General features: G+C 69.3%; 10 protein-coding genes and 1 tRNA gene. 4 read left to right on the top strand and 7 right to left on the bottom strand.

Annotation, left to right across the window (positions count from 1 at the left end; genetic code table 11):
* Positions 1 to 83 precede the first annotated feature (83 nt).
* The 5 genes from A33M_RS17360 to ahcY all read right to left on the bottom strand — a co-directional run bounded on the left by A33M_RS17360 (position 84) and on the right by ahcY (position 6620).
* Positions 84 to 764, bottom strand: a complete 681-nt coding sequence (locus A33M_RS17360) for a 3'-5' exonuclease (RefSeq protein ID WP_008389823.1) — start codon at positions 762 to 764, stop codon at positions 84 to 86.
* On the bottom strand, positions 764 to 2599 hold the full coding sequence (locus tag A33M_RS17355; protein ID WP_008389821.1) for a DUF294 nucleotidyltransferase-like domain-containing protein: 1836 nt from the start codon (positions 2597 to 2599) through the stop codon (positions 764 to 766). The genes A33M_RS17360 and A33M_RS17355 overlap by 1 nt, the downstream gene beginning before the upstream one ends.
* 126 nt (positions 2600 to 2725) lie before the next feature.
* Positions 2726 to 4426, bottom strand: a complete 1701-nt coding sequence (locus tag A33M_RS17350; RefSeq protein ID WP_008389820.1) for a cation acetate symporter — start codon at positions 4424 to 4426, stop codon at positions 2726 to 2728.
* A complete protein-coding gene (locus tag A33M_RS17345; protein WP_008389818.1) occupies positions 4426 to 4731 on the bottom strand; it encodes a DUF485 domain-containing protein in 306 nt (101 codons plus the stop codon). The genes A33M_RS17350 and A33M_RS17345 overlap by 1 nt, the downstream gene beginning before the upstream one ends.
* Positions 4732 to 5174: 443 nt before the next feature.
* The gene (gene ahcY, locus A33M_RS17340) at positions 5175 to 6620 is read right to left on the bottom strand and encodes an adenosylhomocysteinase (RefSeq protein ID WP_008389815.1); all 1446 of its coding nucleotides are present in this window, start codon (positions 6618 to 6620) and stop codon (positions 5175 to 5177) included.
* 354 nt (positions 6621 to 6974) lie between these two features.
* Between ahcY and A33M_RS17335 the strand changes: the two genes are divergently transcribed.
* The 4 genes from A33M_RS17335 to A33M_RS17320 all read left to right on the top strand — a co-directional run bounded on the left by A33M_RS17335 (position 6975) and on the right by A33M_RS17320 (position 9690).
* Positions 6975 to 7325: a YdhR family protein gene (locus tag A33M_RS17335; protein ID WP_008389814.1), complete on the top strand. Its 351-nt coding sequence runs from the start codon at positions 6975 to 6977 to the stop codon at positions 7323 to 7325.
* Between the two features lie 85 nt (positions 7326 to 7410).
* Entirely contained in the window at positions 7411 to 8130 is a 720-nt protein-coding gene (locus A33M_RS17330; protein ID WP_008389812.1) for an MT-A70 family methyltransferase, read from the top strand.
* A gap of 87 nt (positions 8131 to 8217) precedes the next feature.
* On the top strand, positions 8218 to 8496 hold the full coding sequence (locus A33M_RS17325) for a metal/formaldehyde-sensitive transcriptional repressor (protein WP_008389810.1): 279 nt from the start codon (positions 8218 to 8220) through the stop codon (positions 8494 to 8496).
* Between the two features lie 21 nt (positions 8497 to 8517).
* Complete coding sequence (locus A33M_RS17320) at positions 8518 to 9690, top strand: nickel/cobalt efflux transporter (protein ID WP_008389808.1); 1173 nt, start codon at positions 8518 to 8520, stop codon at positions 9688 to 9690.
* Between the two features lie 52 nt (positions 9691 to 9742).
* Here the strand turns inward: A33M_RS17320 and A33M_RS17315 are convergent.
* Positions 9743 to 9818 (bottom strand) — tRNA-Lys (locus A33M_RS17315).
* 988 nt (positions 9819 to 10806) lie between these two features.
* Positions 10807 to 11472 (bottom strand): Spy/CpxP family protein refolding chaperone (locus A33M_RS17310; RefSeq protein WP_052027105.1); only part of this gene is annotated, 666 nt, incomplete at its 5' end.

Genomic DNA, 11472 nt, shown 5'->3' with positions numbered 1-11472 from the left:
GGTGGCCGAAACCCATCACTCGGAACTGATCACCCGAATCCGGTATGAGGGGCGGTGGCCGCGCCCCGCGGCTGCCCGGCGCGTCACATCGCGAAGCCGCTCGCCTGATCGCGGTCGCGGTCTCGCGCGATGCGGGCACCGCGCAGCTGCATGTCCTTCAGCATCACGTACATCTGCGCGGCGAGCAGCGCGTCGTTGAAGGCGTCGTGCTGCGGCAGCACCGGCAGATCGAGGTCGCGCATGATCGCGTCCCAGCGCAGATCGATCTGGGTGCCGGGCGGCGCCTTGCCGTACTTGCGCTCGTAATACATCTCGGAGACGTCGACCCGGCGGTTCGGCAGATGGACGTTGAGGTCGCCGAACAGGTACTTGTTGATCATCTTGATGTCGAACTCGACCCAGTAGCCGACCAGCGGCCGGCTGCCGACGAAGCGCAGGAAATCGGGCAAGATTTCGCGGATCGGCCGGGCGGCGCGCACGTCGGTCTCGCGCAGCTGATGCACCTTGATGGCGCTCGGCTCCATCGGGGCGCCGGGCCGCACCAGTGCACGGAACGCCTCGCTGGTGAGGATCTTGTTGCCGCGGATCTTGATCGCCGCGATGCTGATCACGTCGTCGGCCAGAATGTCGAAGCCCGAGGTCTCGCAGTCGAACGACACCAGCTCGCCCGAGCGGTCCGGCTCGAACAGGAAGCGGAACGCCTTGTCGCGCAGCAGCAGCCGGTCGAGTTTTGCGCGCGCGCGGCGGAGGAGCTCGGAGGCCATCAGTAGACGCCGAGATGATAACGGTTGCGTACGATCTCGCGGAACCGCTTCACCACCCTGAGCGCGTCGCGCAGGAGGTCGCGGTCGCGCGAGGTCAGCTCGCCGAGCCGGACGATCGATTCACGCTCGCGCTTGCCGGTGCCGATCGCGGCGAGCTGCGACCTCAGCCGCAGCTCCATGAAATAGGACAGGGCGCTCGGCAGCTCGCGGCCGAGATCGCTGCCGATCAGCCCGGCCTCGACCAGCGCGCCGATCCGGCGCACCGTCGATACCTCGCGCACGCCGGTGTCGATCGCCAGCGTGCGCACGCCGTGCACGATCGGGAAGGTGCCGGCCTTCTTCACGTCGATCTCGTCGGAGCCGACGCCGACCGAGGCCATGATCGAGGTGAGCACGCCGGCGCTCGCCCCCTCGAACTGATCGATCGCGCGGGCGAAGCGCGACAGATACGCGCTCTCGCCGGTCATCATCGCGATCAGCGCCGTCTTTGCGCGGTCGAGCAGCGCGTGGTGGCCGGTGACCGGCACGGCGTCGAAGAAGATGCCGAGATTCATCGGCCCGTCCTCGCCGGGCGCCATCACCCAGTCGCGGATCTGCGCGACGAACGCGTCGATCGGCTGCGACCAGCGCGGGTTCTTCACCATCACGTCGCCGGGGCAGGGGGGGAAGCCGAAGCTCTCGAGCGCCGCGGTGAAGTCGGCGCGGAAGGCGTCGAGATCCTCCTCCGGCACCGGGTGGGCGAGCAGAAGGCCGTTGTCCTGGTCGGTGCGCACGGTCTGCTCGCCGCGGCCCTCCGAGCCCATCACCATCAGGCAGCCGGCGCCGCGGATCGAGGAGGGGGCGATCAGCTCGAACAGCTTCGCGAACAGCCGGCGGTTGAGGTCGGAGGTGATCTCGGCGATCACCTCGACCCGCGCGCCCTGCCGGTGCAGCCGCTCGACCTGGGCCTGGATGTCGCGCGCGCAGGGTGCGAGGTCGTCGACCGCGCGGGCCTGATCGATGCGCCCCGGCACCAGCTGCGGATTGCCGGCGACGAGGCCGAGAATGTCGATGTCCTCCAGCACGCCGACATAGGTGTCGCTCTCGCGGATGGCGAGCCGGCGCTTGCTGTGGCGGGTCATCGCGATCACCGCGGCGAACACGAAGTCGTCGGGCGAGATCGCCACCACGTCGAAGTGACACACCTCGCGCACCGGCGTGGTGAACGGCATCTTCTCCAGCACCACCGCCTTCACCAGGCTGGTGCCGGAGAGAATGCCGAGCCGGTCGCGCGCCGGGTCGCCGGAGGGATCGGGCTCGTGGACATAGAGCGTGTCGCTGGAGCGCTCGTGCATCAGCCGCCCGGCCTCCTCGATCGAGGCCGAGCCCTCGATGAACACGGCGGGGTGGGTGCGCACGTCGCGGATGCGGGCGCGCAGCACGGAGTCGACGCCGTCGCGGTCGTGGCGGTCCCACGAGCGCAGCTTTCGCGAGATCTCCGAGTAGAAGAACGCGGCAAAACCGGGGTTGCGGGCGATCAGGTCGAACACGACCGGCTTCGGCAGCAGCCAGCACAGCGTCTCCTCGGCGGCGACGAAGGCGGTGGCGGCGGGGCCGTGCACCAGTGAGCGGGAGTCGAAGGCGTCCTTGGGGCCGAGCCGGGCCTCCACCGTCTCGCCGTCGCGCTCCTCGACCAGGCCCTTGACGACGACGTGCAGGCAGTCGGAGCGGTCGCCGGGGGCGATGATGGTGTCGCCGGGCGGAAAATAGCCGATGTCGAGCGCCGCGCGGACGGTCTCGATCTCGTCGTGGGTCAGCCGGTCGAACGGCGGGTTCTGGGTGTCGAAGGTTTGCATGGTCGTCCCGCGGGCGGGCGTCGTCGGAAGGTGAGACGCGAGGGGCCGAGCCCGGGCGGGGCTCGGCCGAGGGGACGTCGCGGGGGACGGGCCGGTCCGCACGGCGAACCGGCCCGGACGTTGGCGCTAGTGGGCCACCGCGCGGTGCGAGCCGATGCCGGTCTCCGAGCGGATGTACTGCTGCTCGTAAGCGGCGCGGTCGATCTCGGCGCGCTTGGAGCGATCGAGCTTGGAGAAGAGCCAGATGCCGCCGAAGGCGATCGCCATCGAGAACAGCGCCGGGTTGTCGTAGGGGAACGGCGCCGTGCCCTTGGGATTGCCGAGCGTCGCCTCCCACACCGCCGGGCTCAGCACCACCATGCCGACCGAGCTGGCGAGGCCGAGGAAGCCGCCGATCAGCACGCCGCGGGTGGTGGTGCCCTTCCACATGATCGACATCAAGAGGACCGGGAAGTTGCAGCTCGCCGCCACCGCGAAGGCGAGGCCGACCATGAAGGCGACGTTCTGCTTCTCGAAGATGTAGCCGAGCACGATCGCGACGATGCCGATCGCCACCGCGGACGCCTTCGAGACGCGCACCTCGCGATCCTCCGAGGCCCGGCCCTTGGCGATCACCGAGGCGTAGAGGTCGTGGCTCACCGCCGACGCGCCGGCGAGCGTCAGGCCGGCGACCACCGCCAGGATGGTGGCGAACGCCACCGCCGAGATGAAGCCGAGGAAGAACGAGCCGCCGATCGCGTTCGACAGATGGATCGCCGCCATGTTGCTGCCGCCGAGCAGCGCCGTCACCTTGTTGTAGGCGCCGTCGGCGGCGACCGTGTAATAGGCCGGGTCGTTCATCAAGAAGGTGATGGCGCCGAAGCCGATGATGAAGGTGAGGATGTAGAAGTAGCCGATGAAGCCGGTCGCATAGAACACCGACTTGCGGGCCGCCTTGGCGTCCGCCACCGTGAAGAAGCGCATCAGAATGTGCGGCAGGCCGGCGGTGCCGAACATCAGCGCGAGCCCGAGCGAGAGCGCCGACACCGGATCGTGTACGAGGTTGCCGGGGCCCATGATCGAGCCGCCCTTGGGATGCACGGCGACCGCGGCGCCGAACATCGCCTCCGGCGAGAAGCCGAAATGGATCAGCACCATCAGCGCCATGAAGGTGGCCCCGCCGAGCAGCAGGCAGGCCTTGATCACCTGCACCCAGGTGGTCGCCACCATGCCGCCGAAGGCGACGTAGACGATCATCAGCGCGCCGACCAGGATCACCGCATAGAGATAGGGCAGGCCGAACAGAAGCTCGATCAGCTTGCCGGCGCCGACCATCTGGGCGATCAGGTAGAACGCCACCACGACCAGCGTGCCGATCGCCGACAGCGTGCGGATCTGGGTCTGCTCGAGGCGGAACGACACCACGTCGGCGAAGGTGTACTTGCCGAGATTGCGCAGCCGTTCGGCGATCAGGAACAGGATGATCGGCCAGCCGACCAGCCAGCCGACCGAGTAGATCAGGCCGTCGAAGCCGCTGGCGAAGACGAGGCCGGAGATGCCGAGGAACGAGGCCGCCGACATGTAGTCGCCGGCGATGGCGAGGCCGTTCTGGCCGGCGGTGATGCCGCCGCCGGCGGCGTAGAAGTCGGCCGCCGAGCGGGTGCGGCGCGCCGCCCAATAGGTGATGCCGAGCGTCATCGCGACGAACGCGAAGAACATCACGATCGCTTCGACGTTGAGCGGCTGGCGCTCGCCGCCCTGCATCGCCGGGGCGGCGTGGGCGAGGCCCGCGAAACCGCTGGCGGCGAGCGTGGTGGCGGCCGCGGAGACCGTGCGGAAGGCGCGCATCACTTGGCCCTCCCGACGATCTGGCTGGTCATCGCGTCGAACTCGGAATTGGCGCGCCGGACATAGATGCCGGTGAGCAGGAACGCCGAGACGATCACGGCGACACCGATCGGGATGCCGACCGTGGTGACGCCGCTGCCGATCGGGGCCGCGAGCAGCGTCGGCGCGAAGGCGATCACGAAGACGAAGCCGAAATAGATGATCAGCATCGCGATCGTGAGCGTCCACGCGAAGCGCGAGCGTCGCGAGACCAGGGCCTGGAATTGTGGATCGTTCTTGATGTCGTGCGCGGGTGCAGAACTCACGGAGTCCCCCTTTGGTGTTTCGTCCCTTTGCGAGCCATGGCCGGTCTGACGCCGGCTCTTGGTATTGGATCGAACTCTAGTCGAGCGGTAAGAAATTGCAATCAGACCAAAGGCGCACCGGTTTTTCGCGGGTTTTCCCGGCATGCTCCCGACGCATGCGTCGGGCGCCCGGCGCGGGCGCAGCCGGGCTCTTCTCCGTCCGGTGCGGCGATGCCGGCGCGGCCCGCGGAGAACGGCCGGGGAGAACGGCTCGGGGGAGGTGGCCCGGGAGGGGACGCCGACCGGGGCGGGCGAGGGCGCGTGGCGAGAGGGCCGACAGGCCGGACGGGGCAAGAAAAAAGCCCCGGCCGCGAGGCCGGGGCTGATCGTGCGCCGGGGCGAGACGTCGCCCGGGAAAAGCGCCCGCGCATCCGCCCGACGGGGCAGGGTGCGCGGCGAAGAAATCAGTAGCGGTACTGCTCGGTCTTGAACGGGCCGTCCTGCGGCACGCCGATATAGGTCGCCTGCTTCTCGGACAGCTTGGTGAGCTTCGCGCCGACCTTTGCGAGATGCAGCCGGGCGACCTTCTCGTCGAGGTGCTTCGGCAGCGTGTAGACCTTGTTCTCGTACTTGCCGGGATTACAGAACAGCTCGATCTGCGCCAGCGTCTGGTTGGTGAAGGACGACGACATCACGAAGCTCGGATGCCCCATCGCGTTGCCGAGATTCACCAGCCGGCCTTCCGAGAGCAGGATGATGCGGTGGCCGTCCGGGAACTCGATCTCGTCGACCTGCGGCTTGATGTTGTTCCACTTGAGGTTCCGCAGGCCCTGGACCTGGATCTCGCTGTCGAAGTGGCCGATGTTGCAGACGATCGCCCGGTCCTTCATCGCCCGCATGTGGTCGACCGTGATCACGTCGACATTGCCGGTGCAGGTGACGAAGATGTCGGCGCGCGGCGCCGCGTCTTCCATGGTGGCGACCTCGTAGCCCTCCATCGCCGCCTGCAGCGCGCAGATCGGGTCGACCTCGGAGACGATCACGCGGCAGCCGGCATTGCGCAGCGAGGCGGCCGAGCCCTTGCCGACGTCGCCGAAGCCGGCGACCATCGCCACCTTGCCGGCCATCATCACGTCGGTGCCGCGGCGGATGCCGTCGACCAGGCTCTCGCGGCAGCCGTACAGGTTGTCGAACTTCGACTTGGTGACCGAGTCGTTCACGTTGATGGCCGGGAAGAGCAGCTTGCCCTCCTTCTCCATCTGATAGAGCCGGTGCACGCCCGTGGTGGTCTCCTCGGTGACGCCGCGGATGTTCTTCGCCACCGCCGCGTACCAGCCGGGCTTCTCCTTGTGCCGCTTCTTGATGGCGGCGAACAGCACCTCCTCCTCCTCGTTGTTCGGGTGGTGGAGGAGCTGCGGGTTCGTCTCCGACTGTAGGCCGAGATGGATCAGCAGCGTCGCGTCGCCGCCGTCGTCGAGGATCATGTTCGGCGTGCCGCCGTCACCCCACTCGAAGATCTTGTGGGTGTACTCCCAGTAGTCGACGAGGCTCTCGCCCTTGATGGCGAACACCGGCGTGCCGCCGGCGGCGATCGCCGCGGCGGCGTGGTCCTGGGTCGAGTAGATGTTGCACGAGGCCCAGCGCACGTCGGCGCCGAGCGCGGTCAAGGTCTCGATCAGCACCGCGGTCTGGATCGTCATGTGCAGCGAGCCGGCGACGCGGGCGCCGCGCAGCGGCTGCTTCGGGCCGTACTCCTCGCGGGTCGCCATCAGGCCCGGCATCTCGGTCTCGGCGATCGCCAGCTCCTTGCGGCCCCACTCGGCGAGGCCGATGTCCTTCACTACGTAGTCTTGCGCGGGCGATGCGGCAGGCGATGCGGCAGGCTTGGCGGCTTTCGCGGACGGGGTCATGGAGGTCCTCGGGCTGGGGGGTCGTTGCAATGTAATGGCTGCTGGCGCCGGCACCGGCTCGCCGGTACGGGCTCGCCGAGCTCGCACAGCGGAATGCCGATCGGCCTGCGCCGCGGCGGTTGCAGCCTATAGCAGGGCGGCGGCGACCCCGCAAGGAAGACATAAAGACTTCTTTATATCGTTTCGAGAGGGTGACCGGGATCTCGGAACGTACCGGTGGCGGAGAACGGTCGCCACCGCGCGGTGCGCGAAATCGGCGGCTCGTGCTAGAATGGTCGCGTCTGTTTTGCGGGATTTGCCCGCGGGACTTGTCCGCGGGGTTTTTTACGGGATCACCGGACCGGAGGCGCCGCCATGATCGTGACCGTCGTGACGTTCGAGCTGCCGGCGCCGACCACGCTCGCCGAGATCACGAAAACGTTTCAGGCGACGGCGCCGAAATATCGCGGCCTGCCCGGCCTTTTGCGCAAGAATTACTGGCTGTCGGAGGACGGCACCCGCGCCGGCGGCGTCTATCTGTGGGAGAGCCGGGCGGCGGCGGAGGCGCTGTACACGCCCGACTGGGTCGCCTTCGTCACCGAGAAGTACGGCAAGCCGCCGCGAATCGAGTGGCTGCTCTCGCCGGTGATGGTCGACAACCGCGCCGGCACCATCGAGGTGGCGGAGGAGGCGGCCGAAGGGGCGGAGGTGGCGGAGCGCCCGTAGCGGCTCGCTCGCCGGGGGCGGGCGCCGCGGAGGAAAAATTCGGGCGGGCCGTGCGGGACGGCCGCCATGCGGAGGGTTTTTCGTCATGGACGCCTCCCTCCATCCGGCCGCCCTCCATCCGGCCGCGACCGAGCTTCTCGCCTTCGCCGGCGAGCGGCGGTTCGCGACCGTGCTCGCCGATCCGCCCTGGCGGTTCGTCAACAAGACCGGAAAGGTCGCCCCAGAACATCGCCGGCTCGCCCGCTATGCCACGCTGACGCTCGACGAGATCCGCACGCTGCCGGTGGCGCAGGTGACCGAGCCCCGCGCCCACCTCTATCTGTGGTGCCCGAACGCCCTGTTGCCCGAAGGGCTCGCGGTGATGGCCGCCTGGGGCTTCGCCTACAAGTCCAACCTCGTGTGGCACAAGGTGCGCAAGGACGGCGGCTCGGACGGCCGCGGCGTCGGCTTCTATTTCCGCAACGTCACCGAGCTGATCCTGTTCGGCGTGAAGGGCCGGAACGCCCGCACGCTCGGCCCCGGCCGCCGCCAAGTCAATCTTCTGGCCACCCGCAAGCGCGAGCACTCGCGAAAGCCCGACGAGCAGTATGCGCTGATCGAGGCGTGCTCGGACGGCCCCTTCCTCGAGCTGTTCGCTCGCGGCACCCGGGCGGGCTGGACCTCCTGGGGGCACCAGGCGGACGAGAGCTATCGGCCGACCTGGCCGACCTGCGCCCACCGCACCGCCGGTCGTGTCCGGCGAAGCCACGCCGACCTCGCGGCCGAGCCGCCTCCGTCGTCTCCGACCAAGGCCCGCGAAGCCTGAGCGGCCCTCCGTCCATTCGCCACTCGCCACTCGCCATTCGCCACTCGCCCATTGACCCCGATATCGTACCCCCCTAGGGTATGAACAATGACCCACACCATCGAGAACAAGGCGAAGCTGCTCGGCCGGGTGAAGCGGATCCGCGGCCAGGTCGAGGCGATCGAGCGGGGGCTCGAGGCGGAGATCGGCTGCGCCGACGTGCTGATGCTGGTCGCCGCCGTGCGCGGCGCGGTCAACGGCCTCACCGCCGAGCTGATGATCGACCACATCCGCCATCACGTCGTCGATCCCGCCCACGAGCCGGACGCCGCCCGTGCAAAAGGCGCGGCCGAGCTGATCGAGGTGGTGCGGACCTATCTGAAATAGCGGCTGCCCCGGGAGGGCGTCATGACCGCGATGCTCGATCTTCTGCGCCAGGGCGCGACCGATCTTTGGCTGTTCGTGCCGAGCGCCATTCTGCTCGGCGCCCTGCACGGGCTGGAGCCGGGGCATTCGAAGACGATGATGGCGGCGTTCATCGTCGCCATCCAGGGGACGGTGACGCAAGCCGTGCTGCTCGGCCTGTCGGCGACGGCGTCGCATACGGCGGTGGTATGGGCGGCGGCGCTCGCCGGCCGCTGGCTCGGCCAGAGCCAGGGGTCCGAGGCGAACGAGCCGTATTTTCAGCTCGCTTCCGCGGTGCTGATTCTGGCGATCGCGCTGTGGATGGTCTTGCGTATTCGCCGCGACCAAAGCGCCGAGCACGATTTTGCGCACGAGCACCACGAGCACGCTCACGGCCACTCCCACCACCACGACCACGATCACGCTCACGAGGAGCGGCATCGCCTGAACACCTCGGCCGGCCCGCTGATCCTCGAGGTGTTCGAGGACGGCGTGCCGCCGCGCTGGCGGATTCTTTCTGCCGAGAGCGACCCGCTGCCCTCGGCCGGCGACGTCGCGGTGACGACCGTTCGGCCGGACGGTGCCACGCAAACCTTCTCCTTCGTCGCACGCGAGGGTTTTCTGGAGAGCGTGTCGGAGATCCCCGAGCCGCACGCCTTCACCGCCCGGCTCGACCTGCGGATCGACGAGGACCGCACCGAGAGCCACACGATCGTGCTCGAGGAGCACGATCACGATCACCTCGATCTCGGCACCGCCGACGACGCCCATGCGCTGGCGCACGCCGCCGACATCCGCCGCCGCTTTGCCGGCCGCACCGCCACCACCGGGCAGATCGTCGCCTTCGGCCTCACCGGCGGGCTGATCCCGTGCCCGGCGGCGATCACCGTGCTGCTCGTGTGCATGCAGCTCGACAGAATCGCGCTCGGTGTTCTCCTGGTGGTGTGCTTCAGCGTCGGGCTGGCGGTGACGATGGTGTCGGCCGGCGTGGTCGCCGCGCTCGGCGTGCGCCACGTCGCGAGCCGCTGGTCGGGCTTCGGCACGCTGGTGCGGCGCGCGCCCTATGCGTCGGCGGCGCTGATCGCCGCGGTCGGCATCTTCATCGGCCTCGACGGCTGGCACGGCCTGACGACGCCACATCCCACGACCTCGGCGGTGGTCGGCGAGGTGCGGTGACCGGCGGGCGGGCCGTCGTTCGCTGGGGGAGTCGTTTCGTCGGGATTTGGAGTGGTGGGCGCACAAGGACTCGAACCTTGGACCCGCTGATTAAGAGTCAGCTGCTCTACCAACTGAGCTATGCGCCCACTCGCTGCCGCCGAACGACGACGGCGCGCGTCTGTAGCAAACGATGCAGGCCGTGTCCACCCGTGCGGAGGCGAGATTCCGCCATGCAGGAAACGACGGGCGGTTTTTCCGGTCGCTGACGGGCCGTGCCGGCGCGCGGCTGCACGCAAGGGATGTCGTCTTCCGGATGCGCGGCCCCGCGTGTCGGGGGTGTCGCCGCCGGGGCGGGGCGTGAGGGACGGCGGCACGACGTGGAGCACAAGCGAGGGGCCGCGGTGCCCGATCCGCCGGTAATCTGCGGCCGCGAATCGAGGCCGCAGCGTCGGGACGCGCCGCGGGATCTCGGACCGGAGGTCCACGGCCGTCGGGCGAGACTTCCGGCGAGGCCGCCGGCGAGCCGGCCGGCCGGCGAATCGGGACGAGCGAACAGGGCGCGCGAACCTCGACCGCGCGGCGCGACGGTGAACCGGATCGTGAGATCGCGAGGGCGAATCGGCGCGCGAGAAAAAAGAGAGGCCGCCGGGAGGGGACCCGGCGGCCTGCGAGGCCGGTCGTCGCTGGGGGGCTGGGGAGGCATCGGGGGCGACGGGCCGGCCCGAAGTTCTGTCCCGGATCGTTCTGTCCTGGATCGTTCTGTCCTTCGTCGTTCTTGCCTTCGTCCTTCTTGCCTTCGTCGGTCGTGCGTCTCGGAGGTGGTTTCCACCGGGCCACGGGGGCTTCGTGGTCCGGCTCCTCGCGATCCGGGTTTTTTCGCAGGTCCGGGGGACACGGCCGCGAAAATTCCCGTCGTGGTCTCCTTCGCGCGGGCGGACCGTTTCGTTACACGGCCCGTGCCGCGCCGGAGGAGGGGGTGCCGGAGCGATCCGGCGGCCGGTCGTCGGGCGCACCGGAGTGGCGTGCCCGACCACCGTCGGTGTCGTGCTCAGAGCTGGTCGCCGTCCTGCTCGGTGTCCTGGTCGGCCGGGGTGCTCGCGCCCGCATCGTCGGAGCCGCGACCGTCGGTGCCCATCATTCCATGCCGCCCATGCCGCCCATTCCAGGGCCCATGCTGCCCGGACCCATGCCCTGCATGCCCATGCGGCCCGAGCCCATTCCGTTCATGCCCATTCCGTCGCGCATCCAGCCGTGGTGCCGGTTGTGGCCCCACCCGTGGTGCCAGCCGCCGCCCATGGCGAAGCGCTTGCCCATCGGCCGCGCGAGCGCCCAGAAGCGCCGCGTCTGGTCCTGGTCGAGCGTCGCGATCAGCGGCTCGGCGGCGGTGGCGAACGCCTTCATCGCCTCGCCGCGGCGGACCGTCGCGTCGGCGCGCTCCTTCAGGCGGGCGAGCCGGTCGACCGGCTGGGCGTCGCCGGTCTTGCGGGCCTGCTGCGCCTCGCGGCGCGCCTCCATCCGGTCCTGCCAGATCTCGGCGCGGGTGGTGGCGAAATCGCGATACGCCTTCTCGAAGGCGGGCCACGCCTTCTGCTGGTCGGGCGTCAGCTTCAGGCCGGCCTTCAGCGCCGCGATGCGCGCCTCGAGGAACGCCTCGCGGTCGGCCTTGATCTGGGCGTCGCTGCGTTGGGAGGCGGCCGGCGGGGTCTTGCCGGCGGGCGACTCGGTGCGGGTCTGCGCATAGGCGACGCCCGAGCCGATCAGCGCGAGTGCGGTGGTGCCGGCGAGGAGTGTCTTCAGCAG

Source organism: Rhodovulum sp. PH10 (assembly GCF_000293785.1).
In the GTDB taxonomy this organism is placed as follows: domain Bacteria; phylum Pseudomonadota; class Alphaproteobacteria; order Rhizobiales; family Xanthobacteraceae; genus Rhodoplanes.
The sequence above is the reverse complement of the archived record's forward strand: the minus strand, read 5'-3'. Positions and strand labels throughout refer to the sequence as shown.

Coding starts and splice junctions, on each gene's coding strand:
- ahcY (WP_008389815.1), bottom strand. CDS start 6,620: ATGACCCCGTCCGCGAAAGCCGCCAAGCCTGCCGCATCGCCTGCCGCA.
- A33M_RS17355 (WP_008389821.1), bottom strand. CDS start 2,599: ATGCAAACCTTCGACACCCAGAACCCGCCGTTCGACCGGCTGACCCAC.
- A33M_RS17335 (WP_008389814.1), top strand. CDS start 6,975: ATGATCGTGACCGTCGTGACGTTCGAGCTGCCGGCGCCGACCACGCTC.
- A33M_RS17330 (WP_008389812.1), top strand. CDS start 7,411: ATGGACGCCTCCCTCCATCCGGCCGCCCTCCATCCGGCCGCGACCGAG.
- A33M_RS17320 (WP_008389808.1), top strand. CDS start 8,518: ATGACCGCGATGCTCGATCTTCTGCGCCAGGGCGCGACCGATCTTTGG.
- A33M_RS17325 (WP_008389810.1), top strand. CDS start 8,218: ATGACCCACACCATCGAGAACAAGGCGAAGCTGCTCGGCCGGGTGAAG.
- A33M_RS17360 (WP_008389823.1), bottom strand. CDS start 764: ATGGCCTCCGAGCTCCTCCGCCGCGCGCGCGCAAAACTCGACCGGCTG.
- A33M_RS17350 (WP_008389820.1), bottom strand. CDS start 4,426: ATGCGCGCCTTCCGCACGGTCTCCGCGGCCGCCACCACGCTCGCCGCC.